Below are 24,936 nucleotides of genomic sequence, written 5' to 3'. Positions count from 1 at the left end.
TCCTGTCAGGATGACCGCAAGCGGTCCGATGTTACTCGGCGATGACATATACCGCTTCGCGTCTCCTGGTGGCGTTCCCCCGGACGAGAACCAGCCCGGAAAGGGCCACCGAGCTCCTCCTCGTGACGCGGTGATCGCTCATCGTCGGCGGGCCAGGCCCGGCTCCGATCCCGATGGCGACGACCGCCGATCGACGTACCGGGCTCCGGTGGCTCCATCTTTCGGCGGACGCGCACGCACGAACAGTTCCGCAACTACCCGAAGGAGTTCACGTGGCCGTCTCGCGTCGGAGGTTCATGACCTCCGTGGTGCCCGGGTCCGCTCTCGCCGCGGTGTCGTCGTCGCAGCTACTGTCCGCGCTGGGCAGCGCGGCCCACGCCGACAGCCCGATCGGGGACGTGGTCGGGAAGATCACCGTCGGCTACCAGGGCTGGTTCGCCTGCAAGGGCGACAACGCCCCCATCAACGGCTGGTGGCACTGGAGCGCCAACATGGGCCAAAGCCCCTCGCCCTCCAACAACACCATCGTCGCCTGGCCCGACATGCGCGAATACACCAACACCTACCCCACCGCGTACGCCAATCTCAACAACGGCCGCCCCGCCACCCTGTTCTCCTCCTACGACCAGCAGACCGTCGACACCCACTTCCGCTGGATGCGGGAGAACAACATCGACACCGCCGCCCTGCAGCGCTTCAACCCGATGGGCGGCGAGGGCCCCACCCGCGACGCCATGGCCACCAAGGTCCGCGCCGCCGCCGAGGCCAACGGCCGCAAGTACTACATCATGTACGACGTCACCGACTGGACGAACATGCAGCCGGAGATCAAAACCGACTGGCTGAACAAGATGAAGGCCCACACCGCCTCATCGGCCTACGCCATGCAGAACGGCAAGCCCGTCGTCGGCATCTGGGGCTTCGGCTTCAACGACCCCAAACGCCCCTGGGCCCCCGGCCCCTGCCTGGAGGTCGTCAACTGGTTCAAGGCCCAGGGCTGCTACGTGATGGGCGGGGTGCCCACCCACTGGCGCCGCGGCGTCGAGGACTCCCGGCCCGGTTTCCTGGAGGTCTACCACGCCTTCAACATGATCTCGCCCTGGATGGTGGGCCGCATCGGCACCCTCGCCGACGTCGACCACTTCTACACCAACGTCAACCTGCCCGACCAGGCCGACTGCGACGCCCACGGCATCGACTACCAGCCCTGCGTGCTGCCCGGCGACGTCACCAGCCGCCAGCGCCGCCACGGCGACTTCATGTGGCGCCAGTTCTACAACATGGTCCGCCTCGGCGCCCAGGGCATCTACATCTCCATGTTCGACGAGTACAACGAGGGCAACCAGATCGCCAAGACCGCCGAGACCCTCGCCGACGTCCCGGCCAACTCCGGGATGCTCGCCCTGGACGAGGACGGCACCGCCTGCTCGGCCGACTACTACCTGCGCCTGACCGGCGACGGCGGCAGGATGCTCAAGGGCCAGATCGCCCTCACCGCCACCCGCCCCACCCCACCCAAGGTCGGGGGCGGGGGTGACGGGCAGGCGCCGACCGTGCCGGGCAACCTCGCCGTGACGGCGAAGACGGCCACCACCGTGACGCTCTCCTGGTCGGCCTCCACCGACAACGTGGGGGTGGCCGGCTACCAGGTGCGCCGAGGCGGCACGGTCGTGGCCACCGTCCCGAACTCGCCGTACACCGTGACCGGCCTGACCCCGGCCACGGCGTACAGCTTCACCGTCGTCGCGCGCGACGCGGCCGGCAACACCTCCGGCGCGTCGAACGCCGTGAGCGTGACCACGTCGGCGTCGTCGGCCGCGGTGGTCTCCCTGCGCTCCAGGGCCAACAGCCGCTATGTCAGCGCCGCCAACGGCTCGCCGCTGATCGCGAACGGGACGTCCGTCGGGACCGCGCAGCAGTTCGAGCGCGTCGACCTGGGCAACGGCAACGTGGGGTTGCGCGCGAGGCTCAACAACCAGTTCGTGTGCGCCGAGGGCGCCGGGGCGCAGCCGCTCATCGCCAACCGTCCCTCGGCCGGGGCGTGGGAGACCTTCCAGCTGATCACCAACCCCAACGGGTCGGTCAGCCTCCGGGCCCAGGTCAACGGCAAGTACGTGTGCGCCGAGGGTGCCGGGGCGCAGCCGCTCGTCGCCAACCGCGACGCGATCGGCCCGTGGGAGCAGTTCGACCTCGTGACCGGCTGAACCGGTCGAACCGGCTGAACCGCCCCGGACGGCTGGGATCGTGACCGGCTGAGACCGTGTCCGCGCCGGGCGGGCCACAGGGCCCGCCCGGCGCGCTCGTTTCGTCTCTTCACGGCAGAACAACGACACGATGACATGGCGTACGGCTACTTCGCGAGCATGACGTACAGGCCGAGGACGATGCCGGCGGCCACGACCAGGAAGCAGAGCCCGGCTCCCGCGCGGCCCGCCGTCCGCCCGCTGGACAGGCCGACCAGGGCGAGGGAGAAGACGGCGACCAGTCCGGCGCCCGCCAGCAGCGAGGCGAGCAGGACCTTCCACAGCGCGTCCAGGTCGAGATACTCGTTCATGCGGCGTGCTCCCTCATCTTCGCGGCCGGGGCGAGGCGGCCGGCCCATTCGTCGTTGACGTTCCCGGCGTTGACCGGCTGGCGCCGCGAGGCCAGGTACAGCGCCCCCGACAGGATCAGGGCGACGCCGAAGACGACGGCGACGCCCAGCGCGCCGCCGATCACGGTGGCGCCCGCCCAGGCCAGCGCGCCGACCGCGGCGGCGGCCGGGAGGGTGATCAGCCACGCGGCCCCCATCCTGGCCGCGAGGCTCCAGCGGACCTCCGACAGGTGCTTGCCGATGCCGGAGCCGATCACCGAGCCCGTGCACACGTGCGTGGTCGACAGCGGGAAGCCGAAGTGGGAGGAGGCGAAGATGACGGCCGCCGAGGAGCCCTCCGCCGCGAACCCCTGCGGGGTCTCGATCTCGGTCAGGCCCTTGCCGAGGGTACGGATCACCCGCCAGCCGCCCAGGTAGGTGCCCAGCGCGATGGCGGTCGCGCTGGCCACGATCACCCACGCCGGGGTTCCCTCGTCCTTGCCGATGGCACCGGCGGCGATCATCGCGAGGGTGATGATGCCCATCGTCTTCTGCGCGTCGTTGGTGCCGTGGGCCAGGGAGACCAGCGAGGCCGAGCCGATCTGGCCGTACCTGAACCCGCGGCCCCTGGTGCCCTCGGGGACGTTCCTGGTGATGACGTAGACCAGGTAGGTGCCGACGGTGGCCACCAGGATCGCCGCCAGCGGCGCCAGCACGGCCGGGACGAGCACCTTGGACACGATCTCCGCGCCCTTGACGGCCGAGGCGCCCGCCGCGATCAGCGTGGCCCCGACCACACCGCCGATCAACGCGTGCGAGGAACTGGAGGGGATGCCGAAGTACCAGGTCAGCAGGTTCCAGGCCAGGCCGCCGATCAGTCCGGCGAAGACGACCGTCAAGGTGATGGCACCGGTCTCGACGATGCCGGTCGCGATGGTGGCCGCGACCTTCAGCGACAGGAACGCCCCGGCGAAGTTGAGCACCGCCGAGAGCGCGACCGCGACCTTGGGACGTAGCGCACCGGTGGCGATCGAGGTCGCCATGGCGTTGGCGGTGTCGTGGAAGCCATTGGTGAAGTCGAAGGACAACGCGGTGACGACCACGATGGCGAGCAACACGAAGTTCGCATCCATGCCCGCAGATATGACACCTCAGAGAACATCTATGCAGATCAACGAGGTCCATACGAAGAATTCATCATCCCGTCGACCGCGCGTCACCTCGGGAATCGGGGGTCGTGTCCTCCCCCGGCGCCGGGGTGCCCGTACAGGTGGGAGGCCGTTCCGGGGGCGCGGGCGATCGATCAGAGGTATCCCCACTCGACGCAGATCTCGCGCAGTTCCTCCGGGACCTCCTCCGGGGCGGGCAGCGGCCTGCCCGGCTGGACCCTGCCGCTTCTGATCTTGTCGCGCCAGTCCCCGATGCCCTTCACGAACTCCCCGTGCCCGTGGTCGCCGTACGTGATCATGCCGGGCTCGTAGCCGACCCCGAGGTAGGCGCAGACCCGTCGCATCTCCTTCTCGGGGTCGGCGACGATCTCCTCGTACCTCAGGGTGAGCCCATCGAGCGTCCGCCTGGCCTCGGTGAGGTAGCGCATGTACTGCAGGGTGTGCCGGATCGCCTCCGCCCAGGGGCGCTCCAGTGGAGCGGCCTCGTGCCAGGACAGGGCGATCGAGGCGGGATGGCGCATCAGGAAGATGTAGCGCGCGTCGGGCCAGCAGGTCGCGAGGCGCCGGTGGGCGAAGACGTTGCTGGGCGTCTTGTCGACGATGACCTGCTTGCCGCTCCCGACCAGCTCGCGGTGGAGCATGCGGTCCCACAGGATGTGCTCGATGTCGCTGGTGGAGACGCCGAGCGCCTCCATCGCCTGGCGCAGCGGGTCGGTGGTCATCGTGACCGCCAGGCGCCGCACGTGCAGCTCGTGCGGCGCGTGGATCCGGGAGTGGCTGTTCAGCATGACGCGCAGCAGGGTGGAGCCGGATCGCACCGGCGACAGCACGAACACCGGTTCGCGCAGCAGCCGGTCGACCTCCGGATCGGCCGGTGGCCGGGGAACGTCCGCGGGAGGGGGCGGCGGCGGGGGCGGCGTGACCTTACGCCGCACCCGGGTGATGTTGTAGCCCGTCATCCCCTCAAGAGCCGTGTTGACTCTGGTCTTCCACGCCATGACCAGCACCGTAGGGAGCCCAGGCATCGGGAAAGTGAACGTGACCTGTGGGTTGGGTGTGCCGCGCCGTGCGACCGCCGCCGCACGGCGCGGCACACCCTCAAGTCGGATCAGGTACGGAACGGGCCGGTCACGCAGTAGGTGATGCCCCCGGAGGAGGAACCGGACGTGCCGCGCTGGGAGGAGAAGTACAGGCGGTTGCCCGCGGGGCTGAAGGCCGGGCCGGTGATCTCCGAGGATCCCTGGCCGCCGACGCGCAGGAAGGAGGAGACGGTGTCGTTCGCGGTGATCAGGCAGATCTCCATGTTGCCGCCGTCCTCGGCGACGTAGAGGTCGCCGAAGGTCGAGCCGGTGACGTTGTCCACGCCGGTCAGCGGGGCGGTGCCGGGGCTGACGAGACTGTCGTCGTAGGCGAGCTCGTAGGTGCCGGCGGCGACGTTGACCTGCCAGACCCGGTTGTCGCCCTTGGTGGTGAACCACACCGTGTCGTTGGCGTAGTAGCACCCCTCGCCGCCGTTGAAGGACTTCGATCCGGAGACCTGGCTGCGGGTCGCGGTCGGGGAGCCGTCTGGATCGGGGACGTTCGCCCAGGTGAACGAGCCGCTCGTGGCCGATCCCGCGCGCAGTACCTGCAGCGTGCCGGAGGACAGGTCGCCCCAGGTGGTGGGAACGAACCGGTAGAACCGCCCGTTGGTCTCGTCCTCGGTGAGATAGATGACCTTGCGGACCGGGTCGGCCGCCGCCGCCTCGTGCTTGAAGCGGCCCATGGCCGGGCGCTGTGTCGCCGCGCCCCCGAAGGGCCGGGTCTCGTAGACGAAGCCTCGGTCGACCTCCTCGCACGACAGCCAGGTGTTCCACGGCGTCGCGCCGCCCGCGCAGTTCTGCCGGGTGCCCGACAGGATCGAGGAGGCGGAGACCACGTTGCCGGAGGAGTTGAAGCGGATCGCCGAGGCGCCGCCGCCGGGGTTGATCTCCGAGTTGGACACGTAGATCCAGCCGGTGCCGTCGGCGAAGCAGGCGCCGCCGTCGGGGGCGCTGTGCCAGGTGTAGGAGGTGCCGGGAACCACCTGGCCCGATCGGGCGATCACCCGGCTGGTGAACCCCGCCGGGAGCTGGATGCCGTTGGCGTCGGCGGCCAGCAGGGGGCCGTAGGGGCCGGGGGCGTTCTGGGCCGGGGCCGCGAGGGCGGCCTCCTGCCAGAGACTTCCGGTGAGGGCCAGGGTGCTCGTACCGAGCACCGAGGCACGAAGGAATGTGCGGCGTTCCATCGACGAACCTCCAAGACGAGGATCAGCAGAACCACTTCCCTGAGCGATCCCAACGGTAGGAGCGCCGGTGAACACTCGCCAGTTAATACGGTTAACGGCGTATGGCCCGTATGTGCTGATTGAGATGGAATGGTGATCGCCGACCGGCGTCGACGTGGGGCAGCCGGGCGAGGTCGGTGGCATCCTTTGCCAACCGGCACACCCGTCCTGCGGCGCCCTCACATCGGGACAGGCTTCAGTGCCCTTGCTCCGAAACCGTCATCTCGCTCCCGGCGACTCCGGTCGCCGTTTCGGCCGTCTGATGATCCACGCGTGTCCGGGCCGCCTGTCTGGTGGCGTCGAGGAGCAGCGCGGCGGCGGACCTGGCCTGGGTGGCCGCCTCCTGGCCGCCGAAGATCCCGGCGATGACCATGGCGCCCTCGGTGAGGATCCACAACTGGTCGGCCAGGCCGGTGGGCAGGCCGGCGGCGATCACGAGGTCGCGCAGGTATTTCCTGACCCATTCCTTGTGCCGCCGGGCCAGACCGGCGACGGCGTCCGAGGTGGCTCCCAGTTCGCCGTAGGAGTTGATCAGCGCACACCCCCGGTACGCGGGATCGGTGAACCGCGACGACAGCCAGTCGAAGATCGCCAGGATCCTGTCGTCGGGATCCTCGTATTCCTCGACGTGGACGATCAGCTCCTGCCGCAGCCGGGCGACACGGCGCTCAAGGTAGGCCTCGGTGAGATGCTCCTTGGCGGGAAAGAGCCCGTAGAGCCGTTTGAGTGATATCCCCGAGGCGTCGCGGATGTCGTCCATGCCCACGCCGTGGACGCCGCGGCCGTAGAAAAGTCTCTCGGCGGCGTCCAGCACCTGGGCCCGTACGGCTTCGTGATCCACTTAACGTCTCCTTGACGGGAGAACGAACGTTCTCTAGTTTGGCAGAACAGCTGGTAAACGGGGGTTCTCCAGCTGGGGGGTCACGTGATGAAGAGGTCAACGGGAGTTATGGGCCGTACGCGCTCGGCACGAAGCCGACCGTGTGGACACCTCGCACTCCCACCTCGTCACCGTACCCTCAGCCATCGCCAAGCCCCCGCCACGACAAAACGGGGGTAAGGAAATGGGCACGTCCGCAGGCGCGGCCGTCACGACAGACCACCACGCGATGCTCGCGGGAGCCGATCCCGCCGGTCGGCGGCGCCCCGGACACCGGTGATGGCCGGGAGCCGACTGCTCCCACGACTTTGGAAAGCGGTGATCGCCGCCCTGCGGTGGTGCGTCCGGCGTCCCCTGTTCGAGGGTCTTGGTGTCGACCTCCATTCGATCCAGGCCCGCTTCACCCTGGCCATCGCGACGCTGGCGGTCGTCCTCTTCTCCGTGATGAGCGCGATCATCGATCTGGGTGTCCGCGCCCACGTCGAGGGGGATGCCTTCGAGATGGGCGAACAGGTGGCCAGCCAGTGGAGCGCGGTCGCGCGTACCGGCCGGATGCCTCACCTGATCCCCGCGGCGGCTCCCGTCGACCTGGTCCAGCTGGTCGGCTCCAACGGCGAGGTCATGGACGCCAGCAGGCAGGCCTCCCGCCTGCCCGCGCTGAGCACGCACCGCCCCCCGCCGGACGACCGGTTCCAGCGGCTGAGCGAGTACGTCGGGGACCGGCGTGTCCTGCTGATGGCCATCCGGATCTCCCCCGCGCCCGACGCCCCCGTCATCTACGCGGGCCTGAGGGCTCCGACCGTCGTGGCCAGCCACGGCCTGGAGTACGCCGGCGTCGGCACCACCCTCCTCCTCTCGCTCCTCGCGGCCTGGATGACGTGGTCGGTGACGGGCCGGGCACTGCGCCCGGTGGAGGCGATTCGCCGGCAGCTGTCCACCATCACCGCCGGTGACCTGAGCCTGCGCCTGCCCACCCCCGCGGGCAGGGACGAGATCGCCCTGCTGGCCCGTACCGCCAACCAGACCCTGACCATGCTGGAGGAGGCGATGAGCAAGCAGCGCCAGTTCACCTCCACCACCTCCCATGAGCTCAGGACCCCGCTCGCCGGGCTGCGTGTCCAACTGGAGGAGGCGCTGACCTACCCCGGCGACGTCGATCCGCAGGAGACCATCCGGACCGCGCTGGCGACCACCGACCGGCTGGAGACGATCGTCAACGACCTGCTGCTGATGGCCCGCCTCCACTCCGGGCAGCCGGCGGTCCTCGAGCCGATCGATCTGGGCGCGCTGGTGACCGAGGAGGCGTCGCCGCAGACTCCTGGCGTGCCGGTACGGATCCGGGTGCTCCCCGGGGTGTGGGTCCACGGCTCACGGATCCAGCTGATCCGTGTCCTGGACAACCTGCTGGTCAACGCGCGCCGTCACGCGCGCACCCTCGTCGAGGTGGTCGTGGAACCGGTGTCCGGCCAGGCCGTCGTGTCGGTGAGCGACGACGGCGCCGGTATCGCGGCCGCCGACCGCGAGCGCGTCTTCGAACGCTTCACCCGCCTGGCCGACGCCCAGCGCCGCGACCCCGGCGGCAGCGGGCTCGGCCTGGCCATCTCCCGCGACATCGCGCACGCCCACCACGGATCCCTGCGGGTCGAGGACTCTTCCCAGGGCGCTTGCTTCGTCCTGCGACTGCCACTGATCCCGTGTTCCTGAACATCGGATCGCCGAAGAGTGCCTGCTTTCCGGGTAATGTCGTCCCTTGATCATCAGTAAGCGACATCTCAAGATTTTTCGTAATAAGAAAAGTCTTGTGCTCTTTGTGGAGTAATCGTCTGTCGACCCCCCGGAAAGGGAGACGAGTTATGAAGATCGGTATCAGGTTGGCCGCCGGGCTGGTGGGCCCGCTGGTCATGGCCACGGGGCTCTGGGCGGTGGCCGGTGGCAACGGGGGCACGGGCCTTGGAAACGGCGGGGGCGGGGAGGCGAGCGACCTCAAGGGCCTGAGGTTGGCGTCCGTGTCCGCTCCCGCGCCGACCATGACCGTGCCGACCGGTCCCGGCGCGGTGCGCTGCCCACGGCCGACCAAGACCGTCGGCAGCGCCGATGAGCTCCAGCGGGCGATCAGGTCGGCCCGGCCGGGCGACGTCATCCGGCTGCGTCCGGGCACCTACACGGGCGCGTTCGTCGCCCAGAGGTCGGGAACACGGGGGAAGCCGATCTTTCTGTGCGGCAGCGCCCAGTCGGTTCTGAACGGCAGCGGCATCAAGAAGGGCTACGCCTTCCACCTCGACAGGGCGAGTTTCTGGCGGTTGGTGAGCTTCACCGTGCAGAACGCCCAGAAGGGCGTCATGGCGGACAGGACCAACGGCTCGATCATCCAGGGCCTCACCGTGCGTGACATCGGCGACGAGGCCGTCCATCTGCGCAGTTTCAGCACCGGCAACACGGTGCAGTACAACAAGATCTACAACACCGGCCTGCGCCGCGCGAAGTTCGGTGAGGGCGTCTACCTCGGATCGGCGGAGTCGAACTGGAAGCGGTACTCCGGCGGGCAGATGGACAAGAGCGACAACAACCTGGTGCGCGGAAATGTGATCAGGGCCACGGCTGAGGCCGTGGACATCAAGGAAGGCACCAGCGGGGGCCGCGTCGTCGGCAACATCTTCGACGGGTCGGCACTCGGCGGGGACAAGCTCAACGACTCCTGGGTCGACGTCAAGGGCAACAACTACGTGATCGAGGGCAACACCGGAAAGAAGACACCGCAGGACGGCTTCCAGACCCACGAGATCGTCGATGGCTGGGGCACCGGCAACGTCTTCCGCAAGAATACCATCGATCTCGCCGGTGGCAGGGGCGTCGGCGTCAACGACACCGTGGGCGGCAACACGATCGCCTGCGACAACAAGGTCATCGGCGGTCAGCTCACCAAGAAGGGCGGCTGTTCCTGACACTCCGGCGGCGGCACCGGGCTGAGGTGACGCACCGGTTCCGCGAACCTCGCCCGCCCGCGCGGCCCGTGGCCGACCTCCGTCAGGAGGCGATGCGCGCCAAGGGCCGCGCGGCGTCGGCGAGCGCCCACAGGCGGTGGAGCTCCCTGCCGCGGGCGGGGAAGGCCGACGCGCGAATCGGCCGGCACGGCCTTTCCCGGTGCCGCGCGGACGGGTGCGCGAACCAGATCACGGCTTCACCGGCGCGGGCCGTCCGGGAACGGGAGCCTCGGACGGCCCGCCGGTCACATCTCGGCGACCTGGGGGATCGACGCCGAGCGCCGGGCGATGGAGCGCACGATCTCGCCGGTGCGGACGGCGGTCATGGACAGCAGCGACGAGGCGATCCCGTGGCTGTCCTCGGTGGCGCCCTGCAGGTAGACGCCCCAGGTCTGCCCGGGGTCGGTGGCGATCCGGTAGTCGCGCTCCACCAGCAGCTCGCCCGCCTCGCCCGTACGGCAGTGCCCGCGCGCCTCGCCGAGCAGGTCGAGGGGATTGCGCTCGCGGTAGCCGGTCGCGCAGACGACCGCGTCGGCCTCGATCGTGCTCACCTCGCCCGTGGGCAGGAAGCACATCCGGACGCGGGCGGTGTCGCCGTCGTCGTGCACGTCGAGCAGCCGGGAGGCGTTGAGCATGCGCAGCCGCTGGACACCGGCGACCTTCTCGGCGTAGGAGCGCCGGTAGAGCTCGTCGATGAGGTCGAGGTCCACCACCGAGTAGTTGGTGTTGCGGGAGTAGGCGAACAGCATGCGCTTCACCTCCTCGGGGGCGGTGAAGAAGTGGTCGACGGCCTCCGGGTCGAAGATGCGGTTGGCGAAGGGGCTGTCGTCGGCCGGTGAGTAGCCGTACCGGGTGAAGACGGCGCAGACCTCCGCGGCCGGGTAGGTGCGGTGCAGGTGCTCGACGGTCTCGGCCGCGCTCTGGCCCGCGCCGACCACGACGAACCGCCTGGGCTCGCGCTCGCCGAGGGTTTCGAGCCGGGACAGCAGCTCCTCGGTGTGCCAGATCCGCTCGCCCTGCCGTACGCCGTCGGGGAGCACGGGGTCGAGGCCGACCGCGATCACGAGGTTGCGGGTCAGGCAGGTGTGCAGCTCGTCGCCGTGCTGCACGACGACTTCGAGGGTGTCGTCGTCGTGCGGGCGCACCGCGACGACCTCGGAGTCGTAGCGCACCAGTTCGGTGAAGGAGGACGCGACCCACTCCAGGTAGTCGTGGAACTCCAGGCGGGTGGGGAACATGGTCTTGTGGTTGATGAAGTCGACCAGCCTCCCCTTCTCCTGGAGATAGGACAGGAAGGAGTAGGGGCTGGTGGGGTTGCGCAGGGTGACCAGGTCCTTGAGGAAGTGGACCTGCATCGTGGCGCCCTCGATGAGCATGTTGCGGTGCCAGCCGAACCTCGGTTGCCTCTCGAAGAAGACCGCGTTCACGCTGGAGCCGTACTCCTCCTCCAGGGCCACCGCGAGCGCGAGGTTGGAAGGGCCGAAACCGATGCCCACGACGTCATAGACCGGGCTCGACATGTTCGCCTCTCACGTACTGAAGGGATGGTCCCCCCGCGGCCGGGCGGCGGCGGGGGGCAGCATGGAACGGGGTGGTTCAGGGCGCGCCGACGGCCTTGGCGGCCTCGGCGACCTGGGGAACGATCTGGTCGATCACGTAGGGGACCGCGAGCGGCGTCGGCGTGCGCAGCGGCCAGAACGCCTTGAGGTCCAGCGGCACGTACGAGCCGCGCTTGACGACGTCGAGACCGGCGAACAGCTTGTTGGCCTCGATCTTCTTCTGGGTGGCGGCGTCGTCGTTGTAGTGGCTGAGCAGCAGGTCGACGTCGAGGACCTTGACCTTCTCCATGCTCAGCTCGGCCGCGAAGCCCTCGCCGGGAAGCGCCTTGATCTCCTCGGGCAGCACGAGCCCGAACTGGCCGAAGAGCTTGACGCTGATGTCGGCGTCGGCCTTCATCACGCCGATGTTCCCGGAGGGGAAGACGCTGGTCAGCGCGAACGTCTTGCCGTCCAGCTCGGGGTGGGTGGTCTTGACCGAGGCGATCTTCGCCTCGACGTCGGTGACGAGCTTCTCCCCCTCGTCCGCCTTGCCGACCGCCTTGGCGACCTGGCGGGCCACCACCTGCCAGGAGTCCTCGGCGGGGCCGGTCTCGTAGGCGGTGGTCGGCGCGAGCTGGGAGAGGTTCGCGTACTCCTTGTCGATGTAGTAGTCGCCGCCCGCGAGGATCAGGTCGGGCTTGAGCGCGGCGATCTGCTCCAGCGAGAAGCCCGCCTCTCCGGCTTTCAGCAGCGTCGGCTTGGTCCCGGAGATCTTGGGGGCGGTCCAGGGGGTGAGCCCGTCGTCCTGGATCCCGGTCAGCTCCGCCATCGCGACCGGCTGCACGCCCAGGGCGAGCAGGGTGTCCTGGTCGATCTCGCCGAGGGCGACGATGCGCTGGGGCGCGGATTCGATCGTGGTGGTGCCGAGCTTGTGCGTGATGGTGACCGGGAATCCGGAGGCGGCCTGGGTCGCGGGAGCGTTCGCGGCGGGCTGTTCGGCTCCGCCGCTCTCACCGGCGCACGCGCCCACCAGACCGAGGCCCAGCAGCAACGTTCCGGTCGCGGCCAGGCGGCGCATCGTGTCGCGCATGAGGATGGATGTCCTTCCAAAGCCCATGAGGGCGTCAACTTTTAGGTTAGGCTCACCTAACCTAACAATCTTTGGCGGTCGTGTGAAGCGCCTCATTCCAGGCGATTAACGAGTTCCGCAACGGTTTGGGCTGTCATGAGGGTCGCGACCTTCACCCCGGCGCAGCCCGGTTCCCGCCGGATGCGGCGCACCAGTTGCATGACGAGCAGCGAGTGTCCGCCCAGGTCGAAGAAGTTGTCGTGCGGGCCGACCGCGTCCACCTCCAGGACCTCGGCGAACGCCCGGCACAGCATCGCCTCGCGGTCGTCGTCGCGCCTGGTCGCACCGCCGTCGCCGCGTCCGGTTCCGGTGACCGTACGGGCGGTGAGCGTGGCGGGCAGGTCGCTCAGGCACGCCTCCGGGTCGGCCGCGACGGTCTCCAGCACGCCGACGAGCGCCCCGATCATCGTGTCGATCGTGGCCGGGTCGAACAGGTCGGCCGAGTAGTCGACGATCAGGTGGAGCTCCTCCCCCCGCTCCCGGAAGATGAAGTCGAGGTCGAACTTCGCCGCGGGCGGGCTGAAGAGCGCCTCCCGCTGCCGCAGCCCGGGGAAGCGCACATCGCCCATGGCCTGGTTCTCGTAGCCGACCATCACCTGGAACAGCGGGTTGCGGCCGGGCACCCGGGACGGCCGCAGCGCCTCGACGAGCGCCTCGAACGGCAGGTCCTGGTTGGCGAGACCGGCCAGGTCGGTGTCGCGGACCCGGGCGAGCAACTCGGCGAAGGAGGGGTCCCCCGAGGTGTCGGCGCGCAGCACGAGCGTGTTGACGAAGAAGCCGACCAGGTCACCGGCCGCCTCGTCGGTACGGCCCGCGACGGGGCTGCCCAGCGGGATGTCCTCCCCCGCGCCCGTGCGGTGCAGCAGCGCGGCGACCGCGCTCTGACAGACCATGAACATGCTGGCCTGGGCGCCGCGCGCCAGCTCGCGGAGCCGCCCGACCAGCGGGCCCGGCAGCTCCCTGGTCGTGGTGCCGCCGCGCTGGCCGACGGTGGCGGGCCTGGGCCGGTCCACCGGCAGCGGGATCTCCTCCGGCATGCCCGACAATGCCTTGGCCCAGTAGGCGAGCTGGCGGGCGTGCGGGCTGCCCGGGTCGAGGGGGTCGCCGAGCAGCTCGCGCTGCCAGAGCGTGTAGTCGGCGTACTGCACCGCGGGCGGCCTCCACCCCGGCGCCCCGCCGGACACCGCGCCCGGCTCCCCGTCCGGCCCCTCGCCCGGCGCCGTCCCGTCCAGCCGCGCGGCGTAGGCGCGCGCCACGTCCCTGGCGAACGGCCCGAAGGACCACTCGTCGAACGCGATGTGGTGGAACACGGCGAGCAGCAGGTGCTCGTCCTCCCCCTCCGGGATGAGCGCGACCCGCAGCGGGATCTGGGTGGCGAGGTCGAACGGCCGCGCGATCACCTCCTCGGGCGAGCGGGTGGTGACCTCCAGGACCGGGCGCGCCTCCTCGGGCGACAGGATCCGCTGGTAGGGCACGCCCTCGTGCTCGGCGAAGACGGTACGCAGGCTCTCGTGCCTGGCCGTCACGTCGCCGATCGCGGCCCGCAGCGCGTCCACGTCCAGCGCGCCGCTCAGGTGCACGGCGAGCGGCAGGTGGTACGCCTCGCGGGGGCCGTCGTCCTCGCGCAGGATCTGGTCGAGCAACCAGAGCCTGCGCTGCGCGTACGACAGCGGGACGCGCTCGGGCCGTTCCCCGGCCACCAGCGGTGGCCTGAGCGCGACACCGGCGCGGTCGTGCAGCCGGGTGGCCAGCTCCGCGACGTTCGGCGCCTCGAACAGGTCGCGGATCGCGAGCTCGGTGCGCAGCACCGCGCGGACCCTGCCGACCAGCCGGGTCGCGAGCAGCGAGTGCCCGCCCAGGTCGAAGAAGTTGTCGTCGACGCCGACGCCCGAGACGTCGAGCACCTCGCCGAACAGGGTGCACAGCAGGTGTTCCACGGCGGTCCTGGCCGCGCGCCCCGACCCGCGCGGGCCCTGCCGGTCGGGGGCGGGCAGTGCCCGCCGGTCCAGCTTGCCGTTGACGGTGAGCGGCAGCGCGTCCAGCGTGACGATCGCGCTCGGCACCATGTAGCCGGGCAGCCGCTTCTTCAGCCCCTCGCGCACCCGCGCGGCGAGCGCCCCGTGGTCGCGGGCCGCGGCCGGGTTGTTCGCGTACGACGCGGGCCTGCGGTCCGGGTCCGCCGGGAGGAAGGCGGCCCCTCCGCCGAAGACGGCGTCGTAGTGGCCGATCTCGTCCGAGGGGGTGGTCACCACGCCGGGGTCGAGCGCGTAGAGCAGCTCGGGCTCGACCCCCTGAGCCGGTGCCCGCAGCGCCTCGCGCGCCTCCCGGTGGGAGGCGCCGCCCTCCAGCGCGCGCAGCGCGGCGAGCTCGGCCGACAGCCTGGGGTCGGGGATGGCGCGCACCCGCAGCGGCCCGGCGTTCCCGGACAGCCGGGCCGCCAGGTCCTCCAGCCCGGCCCAGTCCACGACCGTGGTCCCGGCGGGCTGTACGGCGGGTGCCTTCCAGAGGGTCACGTCGTAGCGGTGCCTGCTGAGCTCGTTGTGGTGGACGCCCCGCTTGGTACGGACCTCCACCCGCGCGGCCACGCCGAGGGAGGCGAAGAACTCGGGGTCGAGGAGGAGTTCCTTCTCCATCCGCACGGCCCGGTCGACCGCCGCCGTACCGGTGCCGTCACCACCGCCGTCCCCGCCCCTGCCGAGCTGGATCGCCGCGTGCAGGCAGCGCACCGACCGCAGGTCGCGCACGTCGCCGACGAACAGCGCGCCGCCGGGGGCGAGCAGGTCCATCGCGGCGGTGATCACGTCGGCGAGGTATCCGGCGCTCGGGAAGTACTGGACCACGGAGTTGACGACGATCGTGTCGAAGTGGCCCTCGGGCAGGCCGGTGGTGTCGTGCGCGGCCTGGCAGCTCAGGCGCACCGGCGAGCCGGGGCCGAGGTCGGCTTCGAGCTTGGCGATGACGGGGGCCGCGAAGTCGGTGCCCCGGTACTCCTCGCGTCCGGGGGCGAGCCGCGACAGCAGCAGGCCGGTGCCGACACCGATCTCCAGCACCCGCCGGGGCTTGAGGTCCTCGATACGGGCCACGGTCGTGTCGCGCCACTCGCGCATGTGCTCCAGCGGGATGGGCGTCCCGTCGTAGCTGCTGTCCCAGCCCGCGAAGTCCTCGGTGTGGACGGCCGTGCCGATCTCGGTGTACTCGGCGTCGTAGACCTGCCGCCACTCGGCCAGGTGCTCGCGCTCGGCGTCGGGCCGGGCGGCGCCGTCGGGCACCACGTAGCCGATGAGGCGCCTCACCCCGGGCACCTCGGTGCCGACGGCGACGACGGCGGCCTGCCCGACCCCGGGCTCGGCGGCCAGCGCGGTCTCGACCTCCTCCAGCTCGACCCGGTAGCCGCGGATCTTCACCTGCTCGTCGGTACGGCCGAGGAAGTCGATGTTGCCGTCCTGGCGCACCCGTACGAGGTCGCCGGTGCGGTACATCCGGCCGCCGCCGAACGGGTCGGCGACGAAACGCTCGGCGGTCAGGCCCGGCCGGTCGAGGTAGCCCCGGGCCAGACCGGCTCCGGCGATGTAGAGCTCCCCCGGCGCGCCGGGCGGGACCGGGCGCAGCCAGCCGTCGAGCACGTAGCCCCGGGTGTTCCAGATCGGCTTGCCGACCGTGGGCGTGGCGCTGTCCTCGGTGCCGCCGCCCAGCGTGTTGATGGTGTATTCGGTCGGGCCGTAGAGGTTGTAGCCGAGCACCCCCTCGGCCGCCGCGAGCCGGTCCCACACGGCGGCCGGGACGGCCTCGCCGCCCAGCAGCACGAGCGGGGGGCGGTGCTCGCCGTCGAGCAGGCCCTCCTCCAGGAGCTGCTGCGCGTAGGTCGGCGTCACGTTGACGACGTCGATCCGGTGGCGCCGCAGGTACTCGGTGAGCGCCTCGGCGTCGCGCCGCAGTTCCTCGTCGCAGACGTGCACCTCGTGGCCCTCGATGAGCCAGAGCAGCTCCTCCCACGACATGTCGAAGGAGAACGACACGGTGTGCGCGATCCGCAGCCGCCGCCCCGCGGAGGCCACCACCGGGTCGAAGATGTTGGCCCGGTGGTTGAACTGCATGTTGGTCAGACCCCGGTAGGGGGTGACCACGCCCTTGGGACGCCCGGTGGACCCGGAGGTGTAGATCACGTACGCCGGGTGCTCCAGCCGTCCCGGCACGTCCCTGCCGAAGCCGGGCAGCTCCTCCGCGGTCAGCTCGGTGCCGGGCAGGCCCGCCAGCGTCTCCCGCACGGCGGGGTCGTCGAGCGGGATCGAGGAGCCGGGCATCGCCAGCCCGGCGGCGATGTCGCGGTGCGAGACCAGGCAGACGGGGGCGGCGTCGGCCAGCATGAAGTCGAGCCGGTCGGCCGGGTAGTCCAGTTCCAGGGGAAGGTAGGCGGCACCCGTCTTGAGCACCGCGAACAGCGCGACGACCATCTCCGCGGAGCGGGGCAGGGCGAGGGCGACCACGCGTTCGGGACCGGCCCCGTGCGCCTTCAGCAGCCGGGCCAGGCGGTTGACGGCGGCGTCCAGCTCGGCGTAGGTGAGCCGCGTGTCCGGCTGGGAGACCAGGGCGAGCTCGTCCGGGGTGCGCGCGGCCTGCTCGGCGAGCAGTTCGGCGATGGTGAGGCCGGGGACGAACCGCTCGGCCTCGGCCCAGTCACGGCGCAGCCGGTCGTGCTCGTCGGGCAGGAGCAGGTCGAGCCGGTGGCAGGGGGTCTCGGGCGCGGTGGCGAGGGTCTCCAGGACGCGCACGTACCGGTCGGTGAGCCGTCCGGCCTCGGCCTCGGTGAAGGCGTCGCCCCGGTACATGACGCGCAGGCCCGCGCCGGGCTCGACGACCATGGTGACCGGGTAGTGAGTGGCGTCGCGCACCTGGCGGCCGGTCACCCGCACGTCGCCGCCGGGGCCGAAACCGCGCCCGGTGGGCATGCCGGGGAAGTTCTGGAACACGAAGAGGGTGTCGAAGAGGGTCCCGAGGCCCGTCACCCGCTGCACGTCGGCGAGCGCGACGTAGGAGTGGTCGAACAGCTCCGACTGGAACGTCTGCACCCGCTCCAGGACGGTACGCAACGGGTCGGCCGCCGAGGCGCGCACCCGGACGGGGACGGTGTTGAACAGCAGGCCGACGACGGACTCGACGCCGTCGACGTCGGGGTGGCGGCCGGAGACCGAGACGCCGAAGACCACGTCGTCGCGGCCGGTGAGACCGGCCAGCAGCAGCCCCCAGGCGCTCTCGTACAGGGTGCCGAGGGTGAGGCCGGACTCGCGGGCGAGGGCGCCGAGCCGGGCGGCGAGGTCCCCGGGCAGCGCGCGGTGGATCTCCCCCGCGGTGGCGAGGTCGGCGGGGCGGCCGGCCAGCTCCGGCCTGAGCAGGGTCGGCTCGTCGAGCCCCTCCAGGCTGCGGCCCCACGTCTTGATCGTGGCCTGCCGGTCCTGCCCGTTCACCCAGTCGAGGTAGGCGTGGAAGGGGACCGCGGGCCGGGCGCGCTCGGTGCGCGCGTCGGTGTAGAACTCCAGCAGCGAGGTGACGAGCAGGCCGCCCGACCAGCCGTCCAGCAGGATCAGCTCGGAGGTGAGCACCAGCCGGAAGTCGTCCTCGCCCACCCTGGCCAGCGCGAAGCGGATCAGCGGCGGCTCGTCGGGGACGAACGGCCGGGCGCGCTGGGCCTCGACGAACGCCTCCAGCGCCTCCGGGTCGCCGGTCTCGGCGTAGGTCCAGTCGACCTCGAAGTGTTCGGGGACGAACTGCGCGGTACGGCCGCCGTCGGTGCGGAACCCGGCCCGCAGATTGGGGAACTTCAGCAGCACCTCGCGCGCGGCCCCGGCCAGCCGGTCGGCCTCGACGGGCCCGGACAGGGTCACCACGGCCTGCTGGACGTAGATGTCGCGGTCCTCACCGGCGAGCATCAGGTGGAAGAGCAGCCCTTCCTGCAGCGGCGACAGCGGCAGCTCGGCCCGCTCCCCCACCGGCCCGCCCGCCACGACCTCACCGGAGAGAACCGGCGCGTCATCGGACGGGGCCGTCGCGTCCGTCCCGGACGGGACCGTCACGTCCCCGGCGGGCACGTCGCCTCGCGCAGGCGTGTCACCTCGCGCGGGCGTACCGCTCTGCGCGGGCACACCACCTCGCGCGGGCGCGCCGTCGGAGATGGCCGCGACCCTGGCCAGGGCCTCGACCGTACGCAGCCGGAAGACGTCGCGGACGGTGAAGGGCAGGCCCGCGCGGCGGGCGCGTCCCACGAGCAGGGCCGCGCTGATGCTGTCGCCGCCGGTGCGGAAGAAGTCGTCGTCGGCGTTGACGCCGTCGCGCCCGAGGATCTCGGCGACGAGCCCGGCGAGGGCGGTCTCGGCGCCGGCTCGCGGCGCCCTGCCCTCGCGGACGGCGGGCTCGGGCAGCGCGCGGCGGTCGAGCTTGCCGTTGGGAGTGCGCGGCAGCCGGTCGAGACCGACGAGCACCGAGGGGACGAGGTGGTCCGGCAGGATCTCCCCGAGCCGGACCCGCAGCACGTCGAAGTCGAGGCCCGGGTCGCCCACGACGTAGCCGACGAGGCGCGGCCCCGAGCGGGCCGCCACGGCCGCCTGACGCACGCCGGGCTGCGCGGCGAGCACCGCCTCCACCTCCCCCGGCTCGATGCGGAAGCCGCGGATCTTGATCTGGTCGTCGGCCCGGCCCAGGAACTCCAGGGTGCCGTCGCGGCGGCGGCGCACCCGGTCGCCGGTGCGGTAGAGCCGCGATCCCGGCGGGCCGAAGGGGCTGGCCACGAACCGCTCCGCGGTGCGGGCCGGGTCGCCGAGATACCCGCGCGCCAGGCCGTCCCCGGCGAGGTAGAGCTCGCCGACCGGGACCTCGCGGAGCCCGGCGTCCAGGACGTACGCCACGGTGTTGGCGATCGGGACCAGCCCTCCGGCGCCCTCGGCGATCAGGCTGTCCCCGGCCGCCTCCGAGCAGCCGTACAGGTTGACGAGCCGGGCGGGGACCCGCTCGGCCAGGGCGGCGGGCAGGGCCTCGCCGCTGCTCACCCACGTGGTCACCGAGCCGAGGCCCCCGGGCTCTCCGGCCTCCCCGGCCTGTTCCCCGGTCTCCATGAGCGCGGCCAGCAGGCTTGGCACGACCGTCACCAGGTTCACCCCGTGACGGTGGATCAGCTCGGCCAGGGCGAGCGCGTCGGTGGCGGTGTCGTCGTCCGCGACGACGACGGTGTCACCGGCGACGAGGCCGCCGAGCAGCTCGGTGCTGCCGTCGATGAAGGCCGGTGAGCTCTTGGCGACCCGTACGCCGGTGGGGGCGAGGTCCGCGCCCCAGGCGAGCCGGTTGGCCAGCGCCCGCTGGGTGCCGACGACGGCCTTCGGGGTCCCGGTGGACCCCGAGGTGAAGATCACGTACGCGGGGTGGCCGGGGTGGACGGTGACCCCGGCGCGGGGCGGGGCGTCCGCGAGCGGCTCGTCGGCGCCGAGGACCAGCAGCGGCCTGACGGTGTCGAGCATCAGGTCGATCCTGGAGCGCGGGTAGGTCGTGTCGATCGGCAGATAGGCCGCGCCGGTCTTGAGCACGGCGAGCAGGGCGACGACGAACTCGGCCGATCGGGGCAGCGCGATCGCGACGACCTCCTCGGGACCCACCCCCACTGCGGCGAGCCGGTCGGCGAGGGCCTCGGCGCGCTCGTCCAGCTCGGCGTAGCTGAGCGTGAGCCCGCCACCGTCGCCGGGGACGCCACCGGAGACGACGGCCGTGGCGTGCGGGGTGCGCGCCACCTGCGCCTCGAACCGCTGGGCGACGGTGAGCGGGGCGAACTCGCGGGCGGTGTCGGGGCGCGCGGGCGGGGTACCGAGCGACGACAGGCGCCGCGCCGGGTCCTCGGTCGCCTGGTCGAGCAGCTCGCCGAGTTCGGTGAGCATGCCGGTGACGGTCTCGGCGTCGAAGAAGTCGGTGGCGTAGGCGACGAACCCCTCGATCAGCTCCTCGCCCTCGGCGAAGTAGATGTCCAGGTCGAACTTGACGCCGCCGGTCTCGGGCAGGAACGGTTCGGCGCGCACGCCGGGCAGCCGCAGCCGCACGTCCTCCAGCCGCTGGTGGACGATCATCACCTGGAACAGCGGGCTGCGGGCGAGCGAGCGTTCGGGGGCGAGCCGCTCCACGACCTGCTCGAACGGCACGTCCGCGTTGGAGAAGGCGGCCAGGTCGGTGCGGCGGACCCGCTCCAGGAGCTCGGTGAAGGTCGGGTCGCCGGTCAGGTCGGTGCGCAGCACGACGAGGTTGACGAACACGCCGACCAGGTCCGCGAGGTCCTCGTCGGCGCGGCCCGCGATGGGCGAGCCGAGTGCCACGTCGTCGCCCGCACCGGCCCGGTGCAGGAGCGCGGCCACGGCGGCGTGCAGGACCATGAAGACGCTGGTGCCGGTCTCCAGGGCGAGCCGTCGCGCCCCGGCCAGCGGCAGCCGGAACGGCGCGAGCCCGCCCCGGTGGCTCGCCTCGGCGGGGCGGGGCCGGTCGGGCGGCGGCGCGCTCTCCTCGGGCAGCCCGCGCAGCGTGCGCTCCCAGAAGTCGAGCTGGCCGGTGGGGGCCGGGGACTCGCTCCGCCAGACGGCGTAGTCGGCGTACTGCACGGGCAGCGGCGCCCAGTCCGGCGCGGTGCCCGAGGCGCGGGCGGTGTAGGCGCGCGACAGGTCGGCGAGCAGCGGGGTGAACGACCACTCGTCGGCGGCGGCGTGGTGCTGGAGCACGACGAGCACGGACTCCTCGGCGGAGACCCGCAGCAGGGTCGCCCGGATGGGCAGGTCGGTCCCGAGGTCGAAGACGTGCGAGGCGGCCCTCGTCTCGGCCGCGCGCAGCCGCTCCTCGGACCAGCCGCGCGCGTCCACCACGTCGAAGGCGGCCTCGCCGGTGTCGAGGACGCGCTGGACCGGCAGCCCGTCGGGGCCCTCCTCCAGCAGGGTGCGCAGCGCCTCGTGCCGGGCGACGACGTCGGCGAACGCGGCGCACAGCGCGTCGACGTCGACCGGCCCGTACAGGCGCAGGCCGAGCGGCAGCGCGTCGGCGGCCGAGGGGCCGCGCAGGCGTTCCTCGAACCAGAAGCCGCGCTGGGCGGGCGAGGCGGGGACGATCCCGGGCCGGGTCACGTCGCGGACCCTCGGCCGGGCGCCCCGCACCAGCCGGGGCGCCAGCGTGGCGACCGTGGGCGCCTCGAAGACGTCGGCGATGGTGAGCTCCGCGTCGAGCGCGGCGCGCACCCGTCCGGCGAGGCGGGTGGCGAGCAGGGAGTGGCCGCCCAGGGCGAAGAAGTCGTCGTCGATGCCCACCGCGTCCAGGCCGAGGTTCTCGGCGAAGACCGCGCACAGCGTCGCCTCGCGGTCGTCGCGGGGCCCCCGGCTCGACACCCGCACCTCGGGCGCGGGCAGCGCGGCCCGGTCGAGTTTGCCGTTGACGGTGCGCGGCAGCGCCTCAAGGCGGACCGTCGCGGCGGGAAGCATGTACTCGGGCAGCGCCTCGGCCGCCGCCGCCCGCAGGTCCGCGTCGTCGAGGTCGCCGTCCGGCACGACGTACGCGACGAGCCGCTTCTCGCCCGGTGTGTCCTCGCGGACCACGACGGCGGCCTGGGCGACGCCGGGGCAGGCGGCGAGCACGGCCTGCACCTCGGCGGGCTCGATGCGGAACCCTCGGATCTTCACCTGGTCGTCGGTGCGTCCCAGGTACTCCAGCGTCCCGTCACGGCCCCACCGGGCCAGGTCGCCGGTGCGGTACATGCGCTCGCCGGGCGGGCCGAGGGGGTCGGCGACGAAGCGTTCCGCGGTCAGGCCCGGCCTGCCCGCGTAGCCTCGGGCCAGCTGCGTCCCGGCGAGGTAGAGCTCGCCGGGGACGCCGACCGGGGCGGGGCGCAGCGCGGCGTCCAGGACGTACGCGCGGGTGTTGGGGAACGGCGTGCCGATCCCGGACGACGGCAGTTCGGCGGAGGTCGCCCAGATCGTCGCCTCGGTCGGCCCGTACACGTTCACGGCCGACGCCGCCACCGCGTGCAGGGTCGCGGCGAGCGCGGACGGGAGCGCCTCGCCGCCGACGAGCACCCGCAGGCCGCGCAGCGCGGCCGGGTCCAGCGAGCCCAGCAGCGACGGGGTGCCCTGGACGACGGTCGCCCCGGCGAGCAGCGCGCCCAGCGCGGCGGGGTCGCGCACGGTCTCGCGTCCGGCGAGCACGACGGTGGCGCCGCTGATCAGCGGCACGTACAGCTCCAGCGCGGCGATGTCGAAGGCGATCGTGGTCACCGCGACCAGCCGGTCGGCGGCGTCCAGGGCGAGGCGCTCCCCCATGGTGGCGAGGAAGGCGGTGAGCGCGGAGTGCGGGATGGCCACGCCCTTGGGCCGTCCGGTGGAGCCCGAGGTGTAGATGACGTACGCCAGGTCGCCGCCCCGGACCGGATGCGACGGCTCCTTCGTGCCGGGGGAGGCGTCGCCCGGGGTCAGCGTCTCGGTCCCCGGCGGGAGGAGGGCGGCGGTCTCCGGGGTCGCGATCGCGCAGAGCGGGGCCGCGTCCCGGATCATGTAGGCGAGCCGGTCGGCCGGGTGGTCCAGGTCCAGCGGCAGGTAGGCGGCGCCCGACTTCAGCACGGCGAGCAGCGCGACCACCAGGTCGGGGGTGCGGGGCAGGGCGAGCGCGACGACCCGGCCGGGTCCGGCGCCGCGCTCGCGCAGCAGCCGGGCGAGGGCGGAGGCCCGCAGGTCCAGCTCCGCGTAGGTGAGCGTGGCCCCGCCGGCGCCCTCGACGGCGACCGCGCCGGGGGTGCGGGCGACCTGCTCCTCGAACAGGGAGGTCACCGTCGTGTCCGGGACGGGGGTCGCGGTGTCGTTCCACCCCGCCAGCAGGGCGGACTCGGCCGCGCCGAGCAGCTCCAGGTCGGCGATCCGCAGGTCGGGACGGCTCACCGCGTCGCCGAGCAGCGTCTCCAGGTGGGCGAGGAGGGCGTCGACGCGCTCGTCGTCGAACAGCTCGCGCCGGAAGGTGGCCTCGACGGTCATCCCCTGGGACCGGACGAACGCCTCCAGCGACAGGTCGAAGTGGGTGGTGCCGTTGTGGATGTGCGTCCAGCCCGTGGTGACGCCGGGCAGGTCCAGCTCGCCGATCTCCTGGGCGAGGAACAGCAGCATGGTGTCGAAGAACGGCGAGCCGCCGCGCCTGCGGGCGGGCCGCAGCTCCTGCACGATCCTGTCGTAGGGCAGGGTCCGGTTCGCGAACCCCTCGGTGCAGGTGTCGCGGACCCGGCGCAGGACCTCGCGGAAGGTGGGGGCGCCGGACAGGTCGGTACGCAGCACGAGGGTGTTGCCGAAGTTCCCGGCCAGCCGCTCGATCTCGGTGTGCTCGCGGTTCATCACGGCCGAGCCGATCGCGATGTCGGTCGCGCCGGTGTAGCGGTGCAGGAGCACGGCGTGGGCGGCGAGCATCACCATGTACGGGGTGAGGTTCTCCCGCGCGGCCAGCTCCCGCATCCCGGCGGTGACGGCGTCGTCGAAGCGGCGGGCCCGGCGCCCGCCGCGCTCGGACGCGGTCGCGCCGCGCGGGCGGTCGGCGGGCAGGTCGAGGGGGGCGGGCGGCGGGTCGAGGCGCCGCCGCCAGTAGTCCATCTCCTCCGCCGGGTGCGGGCGGTCCTGCTCCCAGGCGGCGAAGTCGGGATAGTGGACGGTCAGCGTGGGCAGGCCGTGCGGCTCCCCGGAGACGGCGGCGCGGTACAGGGCCGACAGGTCGCGCGACAGCGACCCCCAGGTCATGCCGTCCCAGGCGATGTGGTGCACGACCAGGACCAGGGCGTACTCCTCGGTGCCGAGCCGGAGCAGTTCGAGCCGGATCGGCCGGTCGGCGCGCAGGTCGAAGGGGAGCGCCGCGAGCCGTTCGGCGTACGCCTCGGCGTCGTCCTCGGCGTGGTCGCGCACCGGCAGGTCGAGGGAGTCGTCGGCGACGACGTGCTGGAACGGTGTCCCGTCGTCGTTCTCGTCGTAGAGGGTACGCAGCACCGCGTGCCTGCGCAGGAGGGCGCGCAACGCCTCGCGGAGCGCCTCGGTGTCGAGCGCGCCCGACATGCGTACCAGCAGGCACACGTTGTAGGCGGGGCTCGCGGGGAACGTCCGGTGGTGCAGCCACATGCTCTGCTGCGCGTAGGACAGCGGGGCGGGTCCACCGGAGCGGCGTGGGGTGATGCGGTCCTTGTCGAGGCCGAGCCCCGCCTCGGCCATCATCCGCCGCATCAGTTCGCGCCGTCGTGCAACGTCCTGCTGCTGTTCCCGCACGCTCAACTCTTCCTTTGGGCCGGGGTTGGGGCACTCTGTCCTGATCAAGACTTAGGTTAGCCTTGCCTCTTAAAT

11 protein-coding genes are annotated in these 24,936 nt (G+C 72.0%); 3 read left to right on the top strand and 8 right to left on the bottom strand.

What is annotated here, in order from left to right; translation table 11 throughout:
• Window positions 1-272: 272 nt before the first annotated feature.
• Complete coding sequence (locus ABD817_RS24375) at window positions 273-2,204, top strand: fibronectin type III domain-containing protein (RefSeq protein WP_344920426.1); 1,932 nt, start codon at window positions 273-275, stop codon at window positions 2,202-2,204.
• A gap of 146 nt (window positions 2,205-2,350) precedes the next feature.
• Here the strand turns inward: ABD817_RS24375 and ABD817_RS24370 are convergent, their stop codons facing one another.
• From ABD817_RS24370 to ABD817_RS24350, 5 genes are all read right to left on the bottom strand, one after another.
• The gene (locus tag ABD817_RS24370) at window positions 2,351-2,554 is read right to left on the bottom strand and encodes a hypothetical protein (protein ID WP_344920425.1); all 204 of its coding nucleotides are present in this window, start codon (window positions 2,552-2,554) and stop codon (window positions 2,351-2,353) included.
• Window positions 2,551-3,705, bottom strand: a complete 1,155-nt coding sequence (locus tag ABD817_RS24365; RefSeq protein WP_344920423.1) for an inorganic phosphate transporter — start codon at window positions 3,703-3,705, stop codon at window positions 2,551-2,553. Before ABD817_RS24365 ends, ABD817_RS24370 begins: the two co-directional genes overlap by 4 nt.
• A 170-nt stretch (window positions 3,706-3,875) precedes the next feature.
• Window positions 3,876-4,766: a sulfotransferase family protein gene (locus ABD817_RS24360; RefSeq protein WP_344920422.1), complete on the bottom strand. Its 891-nt coding sequence runs from the start codon at window positions 4,764-4,766 to the stop codon at window positions 3,876-3,878.
• Between the two features lie 83 nt (window positions 4,767-4,849).
• Window positions 4,850-6,007 carry an alkaline phosphatase PhoX gene (locus ABD817_RS24355; protein ID WP_344920421.1) on the bottom strand — a complete coding sequence of 386 codons (1,158 nt, stop codon included), beginning with the start codon at window positions 6,005-6,007 and terminating at the stop codon, window positions 4,850-4,852.
• Between the two features lie 235 nt (window positions 6,008-6,242).
• Complete coding sequence (locus ABD817_RS24350) at window positions 6,243-6,887, bottom strand: TetR/AcrR family transcriptional regulator (protein WP_344920420.1); 645 nt, start codon at window positions 6,885-6,887, stop codon at window positions 6,243-6,245.
• A gap of 357 nt (window positions 6,888-7,244) precedes the next feature.
• Between ABD817_RS24350 and ABD817_RS24345 the strand changes: the two genes are divergently transcribed.
• Complete coding sequence (locus tag ABD817_RS24345; RefSeq protein WP_344920419.1) at window positions 7,245-8,630, top strand: sensor histidine kinase; 1,386 nt, start codon at window positions 7,245-7,247, stop codon at window positions 8,628-8,630.
• A gap of 149 nt (window positions 8,631-8,779) precedes the next feature.
• Entirely contained in the window at window positions 8,780-9,868 is a 1,089-nt protein-coding gene (locus ABD817_RS24340) for a right-handed parallel beta-helix repeat-containing protein (protein WP_344920418.1), read from the top strand.
• Between the two features lie 284 nt (window positions 9,869-10,152).
• Here the strand turns inward: ABD817_RS24340 and ABD817_RS24335 are convergent, their stop codons facing one another.
• The 3 genes from ABD817_RS24335 to ABD817_RS24325 form a co-directional block, all read right to left on the bottom strand.
• Window positions 10,153-11,427 (bottom strand): lysine N(6)-hydroxylase/L-ornithine N(5)-oxygenase family protein, encoded by a 1,275-nt coding sequence (locus tag ABD817_RS24335; protein ID WP_344920417.1) that lies wholly within the window; start codon window positions 11,425-11,427, stop codon window positions 10,153-10,155.
• A 76-nt stretch (window positions 11,428-11,503) separates the two neighbouring features.
• The gene (locus ABD817_RS24330) at window positions 11,504-12,535 is read right to left on the bottom strand and encodes an iron-siderophore ABC transporter substrate-binding protein (protein WP_344920415.1); all 1,032 of its coding nucleotides are present in this window, start codon (window positions 12,533-12,535) and stop codon (window positions 11,504-11,506) included.
• A gap of 92 nt (window positions 12,536-12,627) precedes the next feature.
• Window positions 12,628-24,861, bottom strand: coding sequence for an amino acid adenylation domain-containing protein (locus tag ABD817_RS24325; protein WP_344920414.1), 12,234 nt, complete (start codon window positions 24,859-24,861; stop codon window positions 12,628-12,630).
• Window positions 24,862-24,936 lie beyond the last annotated feature (75 nt).

It is taken from the genome of Streptosporangium oxazolinicum (assembly GCF_039537505.1).
In the GTDB taxonomy this organism is placed as follows: Bacteria; Actinomycetota; Actinomycetes; order Streptosporangiales; family Streptosporangiaceae; genus Streptosporangium; species Streptosporangium oxazolinicum.
The sequence above is the reverse complement of the archived record's forward strand: the minus strand, read 5'-3'. Positions and strand labels throughout refer to the sequence as shown.

Excerpts from the sequence above, each read along its gene's own strand:
- ABD817_RS24335 (WP_344920417.1), bottom strand. The coding sequence starts at position 11,427 with ATGTCGAGCCCGGTCTATGACGTCGTGGGCATCGGTTTCGGCCCTTCC.
- ABD817_RS24355 (WP_344920421.1), bottom strand. The coding sequence starts at position 6,007 with ATGGAACGCCGCACATTCCTTCGTGCCTCGGTGCTCGGTACGAGCACC.
- ABD817_RS24340 (WP_344920418.1), top strand. The coding sequence starts at position 8,780 with ATGAAGATCGGTATCAGGTTGGCCGCCGGGCTGGTGGGCCCGCTGGTC.
- ABD817_RS24360 (WP_344920422.1), bottom strand. The coding sequence starts at position 4,766 with ATGCCTGGGCTCCCTACGGTGCTGGTCATGGCGTGGAAGACCAGAGTC.
- ABD817_RS24365 (WP_344920423.1), bottom strand. The coding sequence starts at position 3,705 with ATGGATGCGAACTTCGTGTTGCTCGCCATCGTGGTCGTCACCGCGTTG.
- ABD817_RS24330 (WP_344920415.1), bottom strand. The coding sequence starts at position 12,535 with ATGCGCGACACGATGCGCCGCCTGGCCGCGACCGGAACGTTGCTGCTG.
- ABD817_RS24370 (WP_344920425.1), bottom strand. The coding sequence starts at position 2,554 with ATGAACGAGTATCTCGACCTGGACGCGCTGTGGAAGGTCCTGCTCGCC.